This is a genomic window from Micromonospora sp. WMMD712, from assembly GCF_029581295.1.
In the GTDB taxonomy this organism is placed as follows: Bacteria; Actinomycetota; Actinomycetes; order Mycobacteriales; family Micromonosporaceae; genus Micromonospora; species Micromonospora carbonacea.
This window is the reverse complement of record NZ_CP120743.1, coordinates 6,528,275-6,545,654: the sequence shown is the minus strand read 5'-3', so window position 1 is coordinate 6,545,654 and position 17,380 is coordinate 6,528,275. Positions and strand designations below refer to the sequence as shown.

14 protein-coding genes and 1 pseudogene are annotated in these 17,380 nt (G+C 74.9%); 5 read left to right on the top strand and 10 right to left on the bottom strand.

The features are described 5' to 3' along the window. The first annotated feature begins 1 nt into the window (after position 1). Positions 2–1,627, top strand: coding sequence for an NAD(P)/FAD-dependent oxidoreductase (locus O7633_RS28360; protein ID WP_282324572.1), 1,626 nt, complete (start codon positions 2–4; stop codon positions 1,625–1,627). Between the two features lie 66 nt (positions 1,628–1,693). On the opposite strand, the gene O7633_RS28355 is transcribed toward O7633_RS28360, so the two are convergent. Together O7633_RS28355 and O7633_RS28350 are read right to left on the bottom strand one after the other, a co-directional pair. Beyond that, the gene (locus O7633_RS28355) at positions 1,694–2,332 is read right to left on the bottom strand and encodes a TMEM175 family protein (RefSeq protein ID WP_282328672.1); all 639 of its coding nucleotides are present in this window, start codon (positions 2,330–2,332) and stop codon (positions 1,694–1,696) included. A 170-nt stretch (positions 2,333–2,502) separates the two neighbouring features. Then, positions 2,503–4,065, bottom strand: a complete 1,563-nt coding sequence (locus O7633_RS28350) for a Rieske 2Fe-2S domain-containing protein (protein ID WP_282324571.1) — start codon at positions 4,063–4,065, stop codon at positions 2,503–2,505. A gap of 266 nt (positions 4,066–4,331) precedes the next feature. Between O7633_RS28350 and O7633_RS28345 the strand changes: the two genes are divergently transcribed. Continuing rightward, positions 4,332–4,553, top strand: a complete 222-nt coding sequence (locus O7633_RS28345) for a DUF2631 domain-containing protein (RefSeq protein ID WP_096761598.1) — start codon at positions 4,332–4,334, stop codon at positions 4,551–4,553. 108 nt (positions 4,554–4,661) lie between these two features. Here O7633_RS28345 and O7633_RS28340 read toward each other — a convergent pair whose 3' ends face one another. The 8 genes and pseudogenes from O7633_RS28340 to O7633_RS33190 form a co-directional block, all read right to left on the bottom strand. Next, positions 4,662–5,912 (bottom strand): DivIVA domain-containing protein, encoded by a 1,251-nt coding sequence (locus O7633_RS28340; protein WP_282324569.1) that lies wholly within the window; start codon positions 5,910–5,912, stop codon positions 4,662–4,664. A 31-nt stretch (positions 5,913–5,943) separates the two neighbouring features. After that, entirely contained in the window at positions 5,944–7,095 is a 1,152-nt protein-coding gene (gene rlmN, locus O7633_RS28335) for a 23S rRNA (adenine(2503)-C(2))-methyltransferase RlmN (protein WP_074473837.1), read from the bottom strand. A 104-nt stretch (positions 7,096–7,199) separates the two neighbouring features. Further along, positions 7,200–8,528, bottom strand: coding sequence for a phosphatidate cytidylyltransferase (locus tag O7633_RS28330; protein ID WP_282328671.1), 1,329 nt, complete (start codon positions 8,526–8,528; stop codon positions 7,200–7,202). Positions 8,529–8,854: 326 nt separating this feature from the next. Beyond that, entirely contained in the window at positions 8,855–9,412 is a 558-nt protein-coding gene (gene frr, locus O7633_RS28325) for a ribosome recycling factor (RefSeq protein WP_282324568.1), read from the bottom strand. 80 nt (positions 9,413–9,492) lie between these two features. Further along, positions 9,493–10,260, bottom strand: coding sequence for a UMP kinase (gene pyrH / locus O7633_RS28320; RefSeq protein ID WP_074473835.1), 768 nt, complete (start codon positions 10,258–10,260; stop codon positions 9,493–9,495). Positions 10,261–10,454: 194 nt separating this feature from the next. Continuing rightward, the gene (gene tsf / locus O7633_RS28315) at positions 10,455–11,282 is read right to left on the bottom strand and encodes a translation elongation factor Ts (RefSeq protein ID WP_282324567.1); all 828 of its coding nucleotides are present in this window, start codon (positions 11,280–11,282) and stop codon (positions 10,455–10,457) included. A gap of 153 nt (positions 11,283–11,435) precedes the next feature. Next, entirely contained in the window at positions 11,436–12,296 is an 861-nt protein-coding gene (gene rpsB / locus O7633_RS28310) for a 30S ribosomal protein S2 (RefSeq protein ID WP_282324566.1), read from the bottom strand. Positions 12,297–12,543: 247 nt separating this feature from the next. Then, a pseudogene (locus tag O7633_RS33190) lies at positions 12,544–12,996 on the bottom strand (hypothetical protein); the annotation flags it as partial. Between the two features lie 1,229 nt (positions 12,997–14,225). On the opposite strand from O7633_RS33190, the gene O7633_RS28300 reads away from it, so the two are divergent. Genes O7633_RS28300 through O7633_RS28290 form a run of 3 tightly spaced genes read left to right on the top strand, consistent with a single transcriptional unit; the run spans position 14,226 to position 17,300 of the window. Beyond that, entirely contained in the window at positions 14,226–14,585 is a 360-nt protein-coding gene (locus O7633_RS28300) for a YraN family protein (RefSeq protein ID WP_282324564.1), read from the top strand. 13 nt (positions 14,586–14,598) lie between these two features. Then, entirely contained in the window at positions 14,599–16,119 is a 1,521-nt protein-coding gene (locus tag O7633_RS28295; protein WP_282324563.1) for a YifB family Mg chelatase-like AAA ATPase, read from the top strand. After that, positions 16,116–17,300, top strand: coding sequence for a DNA-protecting protein DprA (locus O7633_RS28290; RefSeq protein WP_282324562.1), 1,185 nt, complete (start codon positions 16,116–16,118; stop codon positions 17,298–17,300). The genes O7633_RS28295 and O7633_RS28290 overlap by 4 nt, the downstream gene beginning before the upstream one ends. The last annotated feature ends 80 nt before the right edge of the window (positions 17,301–17,380 follow it).

Sequence of the window (17,380 nt, the reverse complement as noted above, 5' to 3'; positions counted from 1 at the left end):
CATGAGCGAGCGCAGCGGCACGACCGCGACGAGCAAGGCGAGTGAACTGCCGGCCCGCGCCGACGTGGTGGTCGTCGGCTCCGGGCACAACGGGCTGGTCTCGGCGATCCTGCTGGCCCGCGCCGGCCTCGACGTGCTGGTGCTGGAGGCCGCCCGGGTGATCGGCGGGGCCACCCGCACCGAGAACCCGTTCCCGAAGGTCCCCGGGCTGCGCCACTCCACCGGGTCCTACCTGCTCGGCCTGATGCCGCCGGAGCTGCTCGCCACGCTCGACGTGCGCATCCCCGTGCTGCGCCGCGACCCGCACTACTTCCTGCCCACCCCGGGCGGCCCCGGGTCGCCGTACCTGCTGATGGGCAGCGACACGGCCGCCACCCGGCGGCAGCTCGCGGAGTTCTTCTCCCCCGCCGACGTGGCCGCCGACGACGCCATGCAGGCCGAGCTGGCCCAGCTCCGCGACGACCTCGCCCCCGCCTGGCTGGCCGAGCCGCTGCCGGTCGAGGAGATCGCGCAGCGGCACGTCCGGCCCGCCCTGCGGCAGGTCTTCGTCGACCTCGTGCGCGGCTCCGTGGCCGACTACCTGGCCCGCTTCGACTTCCGCTCCGAGCTGCTGGTCAGCATGTACGCGGTCACCGACGGCCTGTCCGGGCTCAACGCCGGCCCCGACGACCCCGGGACCGGCCACAACTTCCTCGTGCACAACATGTGCCGGCTGCCCGGCTCCGACGGCACCTGGATGATCGCCGAGGGCGGCATGGGCACCGTCTCGCGCACCTTCGCCGCCGCGGCCCGCGCCGCCGGGGCCACCATCCTGACCGACGCCCCGGTCACCGCGATCACCCTCGACGGCGGCGCGGCCAGCGGCGTGACCCTCGCCGACGGCCGGCACGTGGCCGCGCGGGTGGTGCTCGGGGCGTGCGACCCGTACCGGCTGATGGACCTGCTGCCCGACGGCGCGCTCCCGGCGGAGCTGGGCGCGCGGATGGCGGCCGTCCGCCGGCCCGGCACCACCCTCAAGGTCAACCTGGCGCTGACCGGGCTGCCCCGATTCTCCTGCCTGCCCGACGACGCGCCCAGCCCGTTCGGCTCCACCATCCACCTGCTGCCCGGGTCGGCGTCGCTGGTCGGCGGCGGGGGCGAGCCGCCGATGGCGGCGCTGCGCGCGATGTGGGCCGACGTGCAGGCCGGGCGGCTGCCCGCCGAGCCCACCATCGAGTGGTACCTGCACACCACCGTCGACCCGTCGTTGCAGGACGAGGCCGGGCACCACTCGTCGGCGCTGTTCGTTCAGTCGGTGCCCTACGCCCTCGCCGACGGCACCTGGGACGCGGCCCTGCCCGGCTACGTCGACCGGCTGATCGGCATCTGCGAGCGGTACGCGCCCGGCACCGGCGACCTGATCGCCGACGCCGTGCCGCTGCCCCCGCCCGGCATCGAGGCGCACTTCGGCATCACCGGCGGGCACATCCACCACGTCGACAACACGGTCAGCTTCACCGACCGGATGCCGTACGCCACCGGCGTCGACGGCGTGTACGCCGGCAGCGCCGGCTGCCACCCGGCGGGCAGCGTCATCGGGGCGGCCGGTCACAACGCGGCCCGCCGCATCCTCGCCGATTGGGGGTAAGGAGGGGCCCCTTGTTAACGCATCCGGTAGAGAGGGGTTCCCTTCTCACCCCGTCGGGCGGGGCGCTCAGCCCTCGGCGGCCGCGATCTCCTTCGACGGGGGCAGGTCGCCGGGGCCACGGATCAGGTAGAGGCCCACGAGCAGGAGGTAGGCGACCAGGCTGAGCACCGGGTCGACGAAGACCACCGCGAAGGCGACCAGGTAGAGCACCGGCCCCAGCAGGAACCGGCGGGCCACCGCCCGGGCCAGCCGGGGGTCCAGGTCCGGGTGGAGCAGGTGGCGCCGCCGCGCCCACCACCAGCTCAGGTTGAAGAACAGCGCCTCGCCGAGCACCGTGCCCACGTAGAGGGCGGCGGTGAGCCGCTGGTCGCCGACCGGGCCGCGCAGGTTGTCCGACAGCAGGTTCGCGGCGAACGGGATGGCCGCGACGAAGAGCAGCAGGAGCAGGTTCAGCACCAGCAGCAGCTGGTCGACGCGGACCACGTACCGCCACATGTTGTGGTGGGTGAGCCACACCTGGCCGACGATCGCGAAGGTGATCACGTACGCCAGGTACGACGGCCACTCGTGGAACAGCGCGCCCGCCAGGTCCGTCCCGGTGGGGTGCTGCGGGGCGAACTGGAGCAGCTCGACCGCCATCAGGGTCAGCACGATGGCGATCACGGCGTCGCTGAACGCCTCCACCCGGGAGGCGTCGCGGGCCATCTCGCTGCGCCGGCCGTACCGGTAGCCGGCCCCCTCGTCCGCCCCGCCCGTCACGGCGTCGACCCGCCGGTCACGACTCCACCCCGCCCGTCACGACTCCATGGTCACCTGCGGGCGGGGCGGAACGGGAAGGAACGGCACAACGGGGATGAACGGGACGGAACGCCGGGTCAGGGCGTCGGGGCGGACGCGTCCGCGCGGTGCGCCCGGACCTTGTGCCCGACGCTGGTCAGGCAGCGCCCGCTGGGCAGGTCGAACTTCCAGCCGTGCAGCTGGCAGGTGAGCTGGTCGCCCTCGACGATGCCGAACCGGGTGAGGTCCGCCTTCAGGTGCGGGCAGCGGCGCTGCACCACCCAGTCGCCGAGGGTGATGTCCTCGGCGTCGCTGGTGCGCTCGTGCTCGTCGTACCAGCCCTCGGCGTACTGGAGGCGCTCGGTGGACAGGCACTTGAAGAAGGCGTACACGAACTCGTTGTACTGGCCGATCCGGGCCGCCGAGAACCGGCAGGACAGGAAGAGCGAGTTGACCCAGTCGACCTCGCCGATGTGCAGCAGGTGCTCCACGAGGGCCCGCTCGGTGCGGAACCGGTAGCGGACCTTCTCGTCGGCGTACGGTCGGACCTCCTTGCCGGGGAAGTCCACCACGATCGACTCGACGGACTCGCCGTCGTAGTCGACCAGGTCGAAGCGGACCGGGCCGCCGACGCCCTTGGCCAGGTAGATCGACTCCTCCAGCAGCGGCTCGATGCGGCGCTTCATCCCGGCCAGCACGTCGACCTCGGGGTGCCGCCAGGACGCCTTCTCCGCCTCGATGACGCCGCGCTTGCGCTCCCGCATCTCCTCCAGGTGGGCCGTCTTGTCCGCGAAGAACTCCTCGACCGGCTGCGGGTGGGTGGTGGTCGCCCCCGAGGCGGTCACCTCGGCGACGCTGCCCGGCAGCAGCACGATGCCGTTGGTGCCGCCGACCTTCGCGTACTCGGCGAGGAAGACCGACTGGTCGGGGAAGATGTTGCCCTCGTCGCCGTGGATGTCGTTGAACTGCCACAGGTCGTCGTCGAGGAAGCACGGCGGGCCGGCGATCGGGAAGACGTGGTCGGCCTTCAGGTCGGCGATGTAGCGCCAGGTGCGGTCGAACTGCCGCTCCCGCTTCTGCTTGCCGAACGCGGTCTTCGCCGACTGCGGCAGCTCGTAGACCATCGGATACCAGATCGCCCCGGAGAACTGGAGCAGGTGGGCGTGCACGTGCCCCAGCTCGGCGAAGACGCTCAGGTCGGTCGGGCGGGCGTCGTTCTGGTTGAGCAGCCGCACCCCCTCGTGCTCCACCCACAGCGAGGAGTCGCCGATCGGGCCGTCGGTCGGGCTGGTGAGCGCCTGGATCATGATCCGCAGGCCGCCGTCGAGCTCCACGACCTGCTCGTTCGGGGCCCGCAGGAACTTCGTGAAGCCCAGCGCCCGCAGCTCGTCCTCCATCTCCGAGGTGGGGAACTCGGGCAGCAGGACGGTGGCGTCCTTGGACACGAAGTCGCGCAGGTGCGCGGCGTCGAAGTGGTCCCGGTGCAGGTGCGACACGTACAGGTAGTCGACGTCGCCGAGGGTCTCCCAGTCGAGCTGGGAGTTGTCGGGGAACGGGAACCACGAGGCGAAGTAGGCGGGATTGACCCACGGGTCGCACAGGATGCTGCCCGCGGCCGTGTCGATCCGCATGCTGGCGTGTCCCGTACCGGTCACTCGCACCGCAGTCCCCCTCAGAAAGACAATCAAGGTGTACGTCCCGACGCTACCGGAGGCAGTCTGGCCGCCGGCCCGCGACGCCGGTAGTGCCGTCCGGCCCGGGTCCTCCGGCCTCCGGCCGGTCCACTGGGCGCCGGTGGCCGGCACGGGGCACCGGCGGCGGCTGCGGGCCGGTGTGTGCCGGGCCGGCGGGAAACCCCCACCGCACGAGGTCAGCCGCGGGGCGTGCCAGACTAACCGGAGATCCGATCGCGAGGGAAGGACCGACAGTGGCAGGAAGCGAGCCGGTGACGTCGCCAGATCAGCACAAGCCCGGGCACCGCAAGGCCGGGCGGATCGGCGCGGTGGTCTCCGCGCTGGCGCTGTTGGCCATGCTGTGCGGCAACCACGAGGGCAGGGTCGAGGACATCTGGCTGGTGGGCCTGGCCGTGCTGCTGCTGGCCATCGTCGTCGGCGACACGGTGCTGCGCCGCAACGGCCTGCGGTCCTGACCCCGGCCGGACCGGCAACGCGCGAAGGGCCCGCCCCCGTCGGGGTGGGCCCTTCGTCGTGTCCGCGTGCCCGGCGGCGCGGGCGGATCGCCCGCGCCCGCCGGACGGTCAGCGGCCGAAGAGGATGTCCTGGACGTCCTTGAGCGCGGCGTCGACCTCTGCCTCGAAGTAGCCGCCCGGGACCAGGCCGAAGCGCAGGGTGTCCAGGTCCTTCGGGTTGACCGGCATCGGGCCCCGGCCGGCCATCCCACCGAGGATGCCCTCGAAGAGCCGGTCGACCTGGTCCGGGTCGTATCCACTGCCGAACCGGCGCACCTGGAAACTGCGGCGGATCTGGTCCACCCGGTGCAGGTCGCTGCCGGGCGGACCGGCCATCGGCGGGCCACCGACGGGCGGGCCACCGACGGGCGGGCCACCGACGGGCGGGCCACCGACGGGCGGGCCACCGATCGGGGGGCCGCCCACGGGCGGGCCGGCCAGCGGCGGCGGGCCCCCGATCGGCTGCGGCGGCATGGGCGGGGGCCCGGCCGGGCCACGGCCGCGCAGCTCACGAAGGTCGCGCTCGGGCATCCGGATCTCGGCGGTCATGTCGGCCCGCCCGTGCCGGCCCGCCTCGAAGCCGTCGAAGCGCTGCTCGTCGGGGGCGTAGCCGCCGGGGCCCGGGGGCAGGCCCCGGGGCGGCGGGCCGCCGGGCCCCCTACCGGGGCCGGGACCCATCGGGCCGCCCGGACCCAGCGGGCCGCCACCCGGGCCGCGCGGGGCGTCGTACCCGCCGCGCGGCGCGTCGTAGCCGCCTCCGGAGAAGCCACCGGTCGGCTCGTCGTATCCGCCGCCGCCGCCGGAGAAGCCACCGGTCGGCTCGTCGTACCGGCCGTAGCGGTCGCCGGGCGGGCCGGCCTGCGCCGGCATCGGCCGGGGCGGCATGGGCTGCGGCATCGGCGCGGGCCCCCGGTCGTCGCGCAGGAGCGGCCCACGGTCGTCGCGCATCGGCAGGGGGCCGCGGTCGTCGCGCATCGGGACGGGCCCCCGGTCGTCCCGCATCGGCGGGCCCATCCGGTCCGGCGGGCCCATCCGGTCGGACATCCGGGGGTCTGCGCCGCGACCGGGCGAGCCGCCGCGCTCCTCCAGCTCGGCCAGTTGCCGCTCGACGCGGTCGAGGTGCAGGTCGACCTGCCACTCGTCGTAGCCGTTGAAGCGGACCCGGAAGACGACGTCGTGGACCTCCTGGGAGGCCACGGGCGCGCCAACGGGCCGGCCGTCGAGCGTCGCCTCGACCCGGTCCAGGAAGGCGTCCACCTCGTCGACCTTGTATCCCCGGCGGAGCGCCTTGCGCCGGAAACGCTGACCCTGACTCGCCACTATGTCTCCTGGTCTCGTTCGGTACGCCCCGTCACGCCGTTGCCTCCTGCGGCGTCCCGCTGTCCCCGTCGCCGGCGGCGGCGAGCTGCCCGCACGCGCCGTCGATCTCGCGCCCCCGGGTGTCCCGGACCGTCGTCGAGACCCCGGCGGCGCGCAGACGCCGGACGAACTCCCGCTCGACGGGCTTCGGGCTCGCGTCCCACCGGCTGCCCGGGGTCGGGTTGAGCGGGATGAGGTTGACGTGGGCCAACCTGCCGGCCAGCAGCTTGCCGAGGAGGTCGGCCCGCCACGGCTGGTCGTTCACGTTTTTGATCATCGCGTATTCGATCGACACCCGACGCCCCGTGCGGGCCGCGTAGTCCCACGCCGTGTCCAGCACCTCGGCGACCTTCCACCGCTGGTTGACCGGCACGAGTTCGTCGCGCAGCTCATCATCGGGCGCGTGCAGGGACAACGCAAGGGTCACCGACAGGTCTTCGCTGGCCAGCCGCCGGATCGCCGGCACCAGGCCGACCGTGGAGACCGTGATGTGCCGCTGGGACAGGCCGAGCCCCTCGGGGGCGGGGGCGACCAGCCGGCGGATCGCCGCGACGACGCGCGAGTAGTTGGCCAACGGCTCACCCATGCCCATGAACACGACGTGGGACAGCCGCGGCGGTGAGCCGGCGACCGCGCCGGAGGCGGCCACGCCGGCCAGGTAGACCGCCTGGTCGACGATCTCGGCCGTCGACAGGTTGCGGGTCAGCCCGGCCTGGCCGGTGGCGCAGAACGGGCAGGCCATGCCGCAGCCCGCCTGGCTGGAGATGCAGACGGTCACGCGGTCCGGATATCCCATCAGCACGCTCTCCACCAGCGAGCCGTCGTGCAGCCGCCAGAGCGCCTTGCGGGTGGCGCCGTCGTCGCAGGCGAGCTCGCGGACCGGGGTGAGCAGGGTGGGCAGCAGCTCGGCGGCCAGCCTGTCCCGGGTGGCCGCGGGCAGGTCGGTCATCGACGCGGCGTCGCGGACCAGGCGGCCGAAGTAGTGGGTGGACATCTGCTTCGCGCGGAACGCCGGCTCGCCCAGCTCGGCCACCAGGGCCTGCCGGGCGGGCAGGTCGAGGTCGGCGAGGTGGCGGGGCGGCATGGCCGCGCGGCGTGCGGCGGGGGTGTCCGGGGTGACGGGGATCAGGGGAAGGCTCGTCATGACCCGTCCAGTCTCCCACGCCGTTCGCCCGACGCACCTGGCCGGAGGTGCCGAATCGGACCCGACCACGCGGCCGGAACGGGCTGACCGGCGTGATTCATGCCTCAGCCCACCACCGGGACGAAAACCGCCAGCAACAGGTACGCGGTGGGCACCGCGAACAGGATCGAGTCGAGGCGGTCCATCAGGCCGCCGTGCCCGGGCAGCAGGTTGCTCATGTCCTTCACGCCGAGATCCCGCTTGATCATGGACTCGGCCAGGTCGCCGAGGACCGCCGCGCAGGAGACGGCCACGCCGAACAGGGCGCCCCACCAGGGGGCCACGTCGAACAGCAGCCAGATCAGCAGGGCGCTGCCCGCCGCCGCCGCGGTGACCGAGCCGCCGAAGCCCTCCCAGGACTTCTTCGGGCTGATCGAGGGCGCCATCGGGTGCTTGCCGAGGTTGGCTCCCGCCGCGTACCCGCCGGTGTCGGAGAGCACCACCGCGACCAGGGTGACCAGCACGCGCAGGTGCCCGTCGCCGGGCGCGGCGGCGAGCATCGCCGCGAAGCCGCCGAGGAACGGCACGTACACGGCGATGAGGGTGGCCGCCGTCAGGTCGCGCTGGTAGTCGCCCGGCCCGTCGCCCAGCCGCCAGATCATCGTGCCGAGCACGGTGACCAGCAGGCCCAGGCAGAGCGCGTCGGGGCCGGCGAACCAGGCCAGGCCGACCGTGAGCACGCCACCGGCGATCAGCGGCACCAGCGGCGGATGGGCCCCGCTGCGGCGGACCGCCCGGGCCATCTCCCAGCTGCCGATCGCGATCGCGGCGGCGAGCACGAGGAGGAAGGCGGGCAGGTAGAAGAAGAGCGGCAGCAGGACGGCCGCGCCGAGGCCGACGCCCACCCCGATCGCCGCCGGCAGGTTGCGGCCGGCGCGGCCGGCCGGGGCCTGCTGGGTGGGCGGACGCTCCGCGCTCGCCCGTCGCCGGCCGGGCCCGCGCCGGCCCCGGGGCGGCTCCGGCTCGGCGACGTCGCCGGCCGGCCCGTCCGACGGGTACGCCGGACCGGCCGGCTCGTCGGGCGGGTACGCCGGCCCCGTCGGCGGGTGGGCGGGGAAGAGCCCGTCGGGCTCGGGAGCGAACCGGCCACCCGCCCCGGGAGCGCCACGCCAGCCCGGCGGGTCGACGGGGTCACCGGGTCGCGGCGGCTCGTCGGGCACCGGGCGGGCGCCGTACGGGTCGGTGGCGTCGGCGTCGAACGGCTCCGGCCGCCCCGCCGGGCGGCGCGTCTCGGGCCGACCGCCCGGGGCCACCGGGGCGTACGCGTCGGTGGTGGCGCTGCGGGCCCACTGCCCCGGCTCCAGCTCACGGTCGGGCCAGGGGAGCGCGGCGGGGGCGTCCGGCCGGTCCCAGCTGCGGGACTCGGGGCTGCGGTAGGGGTCGAGGTGGGACATCACGCACCGAGCGGACGCGGTACGGGGTTCACCACATGACGTACGACCAAGACCATCCCCTACGACGACTGTTCCGTCCGATTGACCGGCGCGACGGCCGGGCGATCCCGCCCGTTCACCGCGTGGTGGCCGGAATCGTGCCGAGCCTACTGCACGGGTCGCCCCGGGAGGGTGGACGAGCCCTCCGTGCGCCGCCGGCGGTGCGCCCCGGGTTCGCCCGGTTCCGGCCCGTGACGACGGAGGCACCGGCGCCGCCGCCCGACGACGGCGGCACACCGGTGCCACGACAACAGGTCTCGCGTGCCGGCCCTGGGGCCGGTCGCGGCTCAGACCTCGAGCAGCTCGCTCTCCTTGTGCTTGACCAGCTCGTCGACGGTGGCCACGAACTTCTGGGTCAGGTCGTCGAGGTCCTTCTCGGCGCGGCGGCCCTCGTCCTCGCCGACCTCGCCGTCCTTGACCAGCCGGTCCAGCTCCTCCTTGCCCTTGCGGCGGATGTTGCGCACCGCCACCTTGGCCTCCTCGCCCTTGTGCCGGGCCACCTTGATCATCTCGCGGCGGCGCTCCTCGGTCATCTGCGGGAGCAGGATGCGCAGCTGGGTGCCCTCGTTGTTCGGGTTCACGCCGAGGTCCGAGTCGCGGATCGCCCGCTCCATGGCGCCGATCTGCGAGTTGTCGTACGGCTTGATGATGACCATGCGAGGCTCGGGGACCCCGATGGACGCCATCTGGGGCAGCGGCGTGGGGGTGCCGTAGTAGTCGATGATGACCTTGGAGAACATGGCGGCGTTGGCGCGACCGGTGCGGATGGCGCCGAACTCCTCCTTGGCGTGCTCGATGGCCCGCTCCATCTTCTCCTCGGCCTCGAGGAGGGTGTCGTCGATCACCGGTCTCCTCGCCTCCTTCTTTGTGCTCGTCGTGGGCTGTGCTGTGTGTCGCGGGGCCGCCTCGCGCGGCCCACGGCCGCTCAGGCGGTGATCAGGGTGCCGATCTTGTCGCCACCCACCGCGCGGATGATCGTGTCGTCGCCCTGCGCGCCGAAGACCAGCATCGGCAGGCCGTTCTCCATGCAGAGGCTGAACGCGGCCGCGTCGGCGACCCGCAGGTTGCGGCGGAGCACCTCGGAGAAGGTGATCGAGTCGAGCTTGCTGGCGGTCGGGTCGATCCGGGGGTCGGCGGTGTAGACGCCGTCCACGCCGTTCTTGCTCATCAGCACCACGTCGGCCCGGATCTCCAGCGCCCGCTGGGCGGCCACGGTGTCGGTGGAGAAGTAGGGCATGCCCGCGCCGGCGCCGAAGATGACGACCCGGCCCTTCTCCAGGTGCCGGATCGCGCGCAGCGGGATGTAGGGCTCGGCGACCTGGGCCATCGTGATGGCGCTCTGCACCCGGGTCTCGATGCCCTCCTTCTCCAGGAAGTCCTGGAGGGCCAGGCAGTTCATCACGGTGCCCAGCATGCCCATGTAGTCGGCGCGGGCGCGGTCCATGCCCCGCTTCTGCAGCTCCGCGCCGCGGAAGAAGTTGCCGCCGCCGACCACCACGGAGACCTGCACGCCGCGGCGTACCACGGTGGCGATCTGCCGCGCGATGGCCTGGACGACGTCGGGGTCGACGCCGATCGCGCCGCCGCCGAAGACCTCGCCGGAGAGCTTCAGCACCACCCGGCGGGCCCGTCCCGGCGGTGGGGCGGTCGGATCCTCCGCCGCCAGGCTCCGGTCACTCACAACCTGCGTCATCCGCCCCGCCCTTCCCCGGCCGCACCCCACGTGCGCCGGTTACCGCGTACCTGCCGTCGCTGACCCTACGCCGCCGCTCCGGCCGCGCGGGCCAGGCATGGGACGAGGAGGCCGCGGTGCCCGTCACGTACACCAGCGGCCTCCTCGTCGACGTTCCCTGCCCACGGGCGCGCATCAGGCGCCCGACCGGCGGCTCAGGCCTGGCCGACCTCGAACCGCAGGAAGCGGGTCACCTCGATGCCGGCCTCGGCCAGCACCTGCTTCACGGTCTTCTTGTTGTCGGCGACCGACGCCTGCTCGATCAGGACGTAGTCCTTGAAGAAGGCGTTGACCCGGCCCTCGACGATCTTCGGCAGCGCGGCCTCGGGCTTGTTCTCCTCGCGGGCGGTCTGCTCGGCGATGCGCCGCTCGGACTCGACGACGTCGGCCGGCACCTCGTCCCGGGTGAGGTACTTCGGCCGCATCGCGGCGATCTGCATGGCGACGCCCCGGGCGTCGGCGTCCCCGGCCTCGTCGGTCTTGCCGGCGTACTCCACCAGCACGCCGACCGCCGGCGGCAGGTCCTGGCTCTTGCGGTGCAGGTAGACCGCGACGGTGCCGTCCAGCTTGGCGAAGCGGTTGAGCACCAGCTTCTCGCCGATCTTGGCGGACTGCTCCTGGATCAGGTCGGCGACCGGCTTGCCGTCGATGCTGCTGGCGAGCAGCTCCTCGGCGGAGGTCGCGCCGCTGGCCTCGCCGTGCTCGACGAGCTGCTGGGCCAGCGCGATGAAGGCGTCGTTCTTGGCGACGAAGTCGGTCTCGCAGTTGAGCTCCAGCAGCGCCTTGCCGGAGTGGGCGACCAGGCCGTTGGCGGCCGTGCGGCCGGCCCGCTTGCCGACGTCCTTCGCGCCCTTGACGCGCAGGATCTCGATGGCCTTGTCGAAGTCGCCCTCGGCCTCGGTCAGCGCCTTCTTGGAGTCCATCATGCCGGCGCCGGTGAGGTCGCGGAGCTTCTTGACGTCCGCGGCGGTGAAGTTGGACATGACTCTCTCTTCGGTGTTGGGACTCGGTGGGTTGGTCTGGGGGCCGGGTGGGTCGAGCCGGGACCGGTCACCCGGGACCGGGCCGGACGCGCCCGGCGTGCCCGCCGCGCCCCGCCGCCCGGGGAAACGGACGGCGGGCGCGCGGCGGCGCGGTCACTCCGCTGCGGCGGCCGCCGGCTGCTCGGCGGCGGGCTGCTCGGCGGCGGCGGGCTGCTCGTCGGCCTTCTTCGGCTCCTCCAGCAGCTCGCGCTCCCACTCGGCCAGCGGCTCGTCGGCGCCGACCTGACCCGGCTCCGGCTTCTCGTCGCCGCCCCGGCGACGGCCCGAGCGGGCGATCAGGCCGTCGGCGACGGCGGCGGCCACGACCCGGGTCAGCAGCTCGGCCGAGCGGATCGCGTCGTCGTTGCCCGGGATCGGGAAGTCGACCTCGTCGGGGTCGCAGTTGGTGTCGAGCACCGCGATCACCGGGATGCCCAGCTTGCGGGCCTCGTCGACGGCGATGTGCTCCTTCTTGGTGTCGACGATCCAGACCGCGGCCGGGAGCTTCTGCATGTCCCGCAGACCGCCGAGGGTCTTGGTGAGCTTGATCTTCTCGCGGGAGAGCTGGAGGGTCTCCTTCTTGGTGTAACCGGCGGCGGTGCCGCTCAGGTCACCCAGCGCCTCCAGCTCCTTCATCCGCTGGAGCCGCTTGTACACCGTCTGGAAGTTGGTCAGCATGCCGCCGAGCCAGCGGTGGTTGACGTACGGCTGGCCGACCCGGGTCGCCTGCTCGGCGATGGCCTCCTGGGCCTGCTTCTTGGTGCCCACGAAGAGGATGCTGCCGCCCTCGGCCACCGTGTTGCGCACGAAGTCGTACGCCTTCTCGATGTAGTCGAGGGTCTGGCGCAGGTCGATGATGTAGATACCGTTGCGCTCGGTGAAGATGAAGCGCTTCATCTTCGGGTTCCAGCGCCGGGTCTGGTGCCCGAAGTGGACACCGCTCTCCAGCAGCTGACGCATGGTCACGACGGCCATGGTGGGGTACTCCTTGTGATCCCTGGTTGCGCCGCCCGGCCGGCGGCCGGGCGTCCTGGCGCCCGGTCGCCGGCCGTGGTGGGCCCGACGATGATCGGGACCAGGGAGGCCGCCGCCCCACGAGACGTGGAGAGGGCGCGCGAGGTCGACCGCGCGAGGCGGTCGCCAAGCGCCCAGTGTACGCCCCTGCCCGGCGCGCGGCTCAGCGGGCGGCCGAGCGCGGCGGGTCAGGGGCGGGCGGCGCGGCTCAGCCGGCCGCGAGCGCGGCGGCGAGGAACAGCACCAGCCCCACCGTCAGGTACGCCGTCGGCGGGCGGAGCCAGCCCCGGCCGCCCTCGGCGAGCGCGAGGCCACCCGTGCGCAGCCCGTAGAGCCCGATGCCGAAGATCGGCAGCCCGCCGGCCAGGAAGATGCCCACCACGACGTCGGCCGCCGACAGCGGGTCGCCGAGCACGCCGTGGCTCAGCACCCGCAGGGCCGGGACCTCGAAGGCCGCCACCAGCACCGCGATCAGCACGGCGAGCGCCGGGCGCCGGGTGCGGTAGACGCCGTCGGAGGGCGCCGGGCCGGGACGGCGCAGCCCGTCCGGGGCGTACGCCGGGTCGAGGCCGGGCGGCGGCAGGTCGGGGCGGGGCGCCACCGGGGGCATGGGCCCGGTCGGCAGGTCCAGCGGATGCGGCTCGGCGGGACGACCCGGATCGGCGGCGCGCGCCGGCTCCACGGCGGTGGCGCTGCCCGCGCCCCGGTCCACCGGGCCCCACTCCCCCACGCCCCGGTCCGCCGGCTCGTCCGGGCGGCCGGACTCGGCGCGGCGGCCCGACTCGCCGGGGCGGCCAAGGTCGCCGGGACGACCGGGGCCGCCGAGGCCGCCGAGGTCACCGGGGCGACCGAGGTCGCCAGGGCGGCCCGACTCGCTGGGGCGGCCGGGCTCGATGATCGGGTATCCGCCGAGCGGCGCGGCGCGCGGCGGCTCCGCGCCGCGTCCCACCGGGTCGACCCCGAGCGGGTCCGCGTCGAGCGGGGCGTCCCGCGGGCCCGCCTCGCGCGCCGGACCGGACAGCAGGGCGCTGTCCCGGGCCGGGCCGGGCAACGGCCGGTCGTCGTGCGCCGGGCCGGACAGCGGCCGGTCCTCGTAGGCCGGGCCGGGCAACGGCCGGTCGTCGTGCGCCAGACCGGCGAGCGACCGGTCCTCGTGCGCCGGGGCGGACAGGGAGCGGTCCTCCTGCCCCGGCGCCGCCAGCGGCGTGGGGCGCTGCCCGATGGTCAGCGGGAACTCGACGGCCCGCTGGGCGGGCGGCAGCGGGAACGCGACGGAGTGCTGACCGGCCGGCAGCGCCGCGTCGGCGGACGGGGCCGGCTCGGCGGCCCGCGCCGCCCGGCGCGCCTCCCGTTCGGCGGCGAGCTCGTCCATCGACACCCCGAACGAGCCCGTGTCGGCCCGGCGGGACCGCGCCGGACGGTAACTGTCCGTATCGGGGTCGGTGGACCCGAACGCGTCGTCCGCGCCGTGCCGCCCGGTCTCGCCGTACCGGCTCACGGGTGGGTCGGTCAGCTCGTCGTAGCGCCGCTCTCCGGTGTCGCCGCGCTGGTCAGCGGCTCGGAGATCGTCGGCTCGATAGCGTTCTTCGCCCGCCGGGCGCCAGTCCGACTCGCCGTACCCGCGCTCGCCGGGGTACCAACGCGACTCCTGATCTTCGGGAAAGCTCCGTCGTGCGTTCACGGTCGGCACCGTATGTGACAGGCGCACCCCCGCGCCATCCGGACGGACGGCGCGCCGGCGGCGACACCCCCCGGGAGCACCCGGAAACGGGCACCGTCCGGCCGCCGGCACGTAGCACACCAAGGGCATGATCGTCCGTTCGTCCACAACCGCCTCCGTCGTCCACAGGCGTCCGGCGGAGGCGAGCGCGGTTCGGCATGGTGCGGGCCATGACGAAGCGGAACCAGGCCGTCGGCGCGTACGGGGAAAACTGCGCCGTCCGGCACCTGATCGGAGCCGGGCTGCGCCCGGTCGCCCGCAACTGGCGCTGCCCCGCCGGTGAGATCGACATCATCGCCTGGGACGGCCCCGTGCTCGCCTTCTGCGAGGTGAAGACCCGGCGCACCACCGACTACGGGACGCCGGCCGAGGCGGTCGTGCCGGCGAAGGCGCGGCGGCTGCGGGGGCTGGCGGTCCGCTGGCTCGCCGAGACCGGCACCAGGGCCGGCGAGGTGCGCTTCGACGTCCTCTCCGTCGAGCTGCCCGACGCCGGCGCGGCCCGGGTCGAGCACCTCAAGGGCGCGTTCTGATGGGCGGCCGGGCGTGAGCTACGCGAAGGTGCTCTGCGTCGGCCTGGTCGGGGTGACCGGGCACGTGGTGGAGGTGGAGGCCGACCTCGCCCCGGGGCTGCCGGCCGTGGCGATCTCCGGCCTGCCGGACACCGCCCTGCACGAGGCCCGCGACCGGGTGCGCGCCGCGATCGTCAACTCCGGCCAGCGCTGGCCCAACCGGCGGATCACCCTCAACCTGCTGCCGGCCACGCTGCCGAAGTTCGGTTCGGCCTTCGATCTGGCGATCGCGGTGGCGCTGCTCGGCGGCTCCGGGGAGCTGCCGCTGCTGCCGCTGGAACGGGTGGTGGTCCTCGGGGAGCTGGGGCTCGACGGCACCGTCCGGCCGGTGCGCGGGGTGCTGCCCATGGTGGCCGCCGCCGCGCGGGCCGGGCTGCACCGGGTGGTCGTCCCGGTGGGCAACGCCGCCGAGGCGGCGGTCATCCCGGGCGTCCGGGTCCGCGCCGTGGACACGCTGCACCGGCTGGTCGGCTTCGTCCGGGACGGCACGCCGCTGATCGAGCCGCCCGGCCCCGCCCCGGCGGAGGGGCCGGGCGGGCCGGACCTGGCGGAGGTGGCCGGGCAGGCGCTGGGCCGGCGGGCCCTGGAGGTGGCCGCCGCCGGCGGGCACCACCTGGCGCTGTTCGGGCCGCCCGGCGCGGGCAAGACGATGCTCGCCGAGCGCCTGCCGTCGATCCTGCCCGAGCTCGACGACGACGCGGCGCTGGAGGTCACCGCGCTGCACTCGATCGCCGGGCTGCTGCCGGCCCACGGCCATCTGCTGCGCCGTCCGCCGTTCCAGGCCCCGCACCACACCGCCACGGTGGCCGCGCTGGTCGGCGGCGGGTCCGGGCTGGCCCGCCCCGGCGCCGTGTCGCTCGCCCACCGTGGGGTGCTGTTCCTCGACGAGGCGCCGGAGTTCGGCAAGGGGGCCCTGGAGGCGCTGCGGCAGCCGCTGGAGCACGGCCGGGTGCAGCTCGCCCGCAGCCGGGGCGGCACCGAATACCCGGCCCGCACGCAGCTCGTCCTCGCCGCCAACCCCTGCCCGTGCGCGCGGCCGGCCGGCGACACGTACTGCGAGTGCTCCCCGCTGGCCCGTCGGCGCTACCTCGGCCGGCTCTCCGGCCCGCTGCTGGACCGCATCGACGTGCAGGTGACCCTTCCGCCGCTGCGGGCGGCGGAGCTCATGGAGGCGGGGGGCACGGGCGAGTCGTCGGCGACGGTCGCGGCCCGGGTGGCCGCCGCCCGCCGGGTCGCGGCGGACCGCTGGGCGGACAGCGGCTGGCGGGTCAACGCCGAGGTGCCCGGCCCCCGGCTGCGCCGGCCGCCGTGGCGGCTGCCCGAACGGGACACCCGGGAGCTGCGCGGGCGGCTCGACTCCGGGTCGCTGTCGGCGCGCGGCTTCGACCGGGTCGTCCGGTTGGCGTGGACGGTCGCCGACCTCGACGGGCGGGACCGCCCGCACGCCGACGACGTCCGGGAGGCGCTGCAACTGAGAATGGGGGACGGAGCGTGAGCAGCGACGACGACCGGCTGGCCCGGGTGGCGTTGACCTGGTTGACCGAGCCCGGCACCCGGTCGGTGCACCGGCTGGTCGAGCAGCTCGGCGCGGTCGGCGCGCTGGAGCTGCTGCTGGGCGGCGGGGCGCCGGAGGATCGGCTGCGCGCCGCCGTGGCCGCCCGCAGCCGGCACGGGGACGCCCGGGCCGTGGCGGCCGACGCCCTGGCCCGCGCGGTCCGGCTGGGGGCCCGGCTCGTCATCCCCGCCGACGGGGAGTGGCCCGCCACCGTCGAGCACCTGCGCCGGCTGGCCCTGCCCGGCACCACCCGCCGGGTGGACGTCGAGACCGCGCCTCCGCTCTGCTTCTGGGTGCGTGGCGCGTGGCCGCTCGGCGACGCGCTGGACCGGGCGGTCTCGGTGGTCGGCGCGCGGGCCGCCACCCCGTACGGGGTGCACGTCGCCACCGAGCTGGGCTACGGGCTGGCCGACCGGGACTGGACGGTGGTCTCCGGCGGCGCGTTCGGCATCGACGCGGCGGCGCACCGGGGCGCGCTCAACGCGGGCGGGCTGACGGTGGCGGTGCTCGCCTGCGGGATCGACCGGCCGTACCCGATGGGCAACGCCGCGCTGTTCGACCGCATCGGCGAGGCCGGGTTGCTGGTCAGCGAGTGGCCGCCCGGGGCGGAGCCGTTGCGCCCCCGGTTCCTCGTCCGCAACCGGGTGATCGCGGCGGCGACCCGGGGGACGGTGCTGGTGGAGGCGTCGGCCCGCAGCGGAGCGACGCAGACCCTCAACCGGGCCCTCGCCGCCGGCCGGCACGCCATGGTGGTGCCCGGGCCGGTCACCTCCGCCATGTCGGTCGGCGCCCACGAGCTGCTGCGCGAGCACCCGTCGGCCCGGCTGGTCACCGGCGTGGCGCACGTGCTGGAGGAGGTCGGCCGGATCGGTGCCGACCTCGCCCCGCCCGCGCGCGCCCCGCATCGACCCCGGGACCTGCTCGACGACGAGGCGACGCAGGTGCTGGAGTCGATGCCCCGGCGCGGGGCGACCGGCGTCGACCGGTTGGCCGCGCGCGCCGGGGTGGACGTCAGGACCGCCCTGCGCAAGCTCTCCCTGCTGGAGGAGCTGGGCCTGGTGCGCCGCCGCGCCGACGGATACGCGCTGGCCACCGGTGCCGCGCCGGCGTCGGGGACGTGACGGGTGCCGGTCCTGCTCCGCGTCGGTGCCCGGCCGGGCTCGGCGCGCGCCCGTAAGCTGGGCCGGTGCGAGGCTACGGA

What these genes read in the sequence shown, in the direction of transcription:
- O7633_RS28360 (WP_282324572.1), top strand. Translation starts at nt 2, where the DNA reads ATGAGCGAGCGCAGCGGCACGACCGCGACGAGCAAGGCGAGTGAACTG.
- O7633_RS28355 (WP_282328672.1), bottom strand. Translation starts at nt 2,332, where the DNA reads ATGGCCCGCGACGCCTCCCGGGTGGAGGCGTTCAGCGACGCCGTGATC.
- rlmN (WP_074473837.1), bottom strand. Translation starts at nt 7,095, where the DNA reads ATGACGAGCCTTCCCCTGATCCCCGTCACCCCGGACACCCCCGCCGCA.
- O7633_RS28330 (WP_282328671.1), bottom strand. Translation starts at nt 8,528, where the DNA reads ATGTCCCACCTCGACCCCTACCGCAGCCCCGAGTCCCGCAGCTGGGAC.
- pyrH (WP_074473835.1), bottom strand. Translation starts at nt 10,260, where the DNA reads ATGACGCAGGTTGTGAGTGACCGGAGCCTGGCGGCGGAGGATCCGACC.
- tsf (WP_282324567.1), bottom strand. Translation starts at nt 11,282, where the DNA reads ATGTCCAACTTCACCGCCGCGGACGTCAAGAAGCTCCGCGACCTCACC.
- rpsB (WP_282324566.1), bottom strand. Translation starts at nt 12,296, where the DNA reads ATGGCCGTCGTGACCATGCGTCAGCTGCTGGAGAGCGGTGTCCACTTC.
- O7633_RS28300 (WP_282324564.1), top strand. Translation starts at nt 14,226, where the DNA reads ATGACGAAGCGGAACCAGGCCGTCGGCGCGTACGGGGAAAACTGCGCC.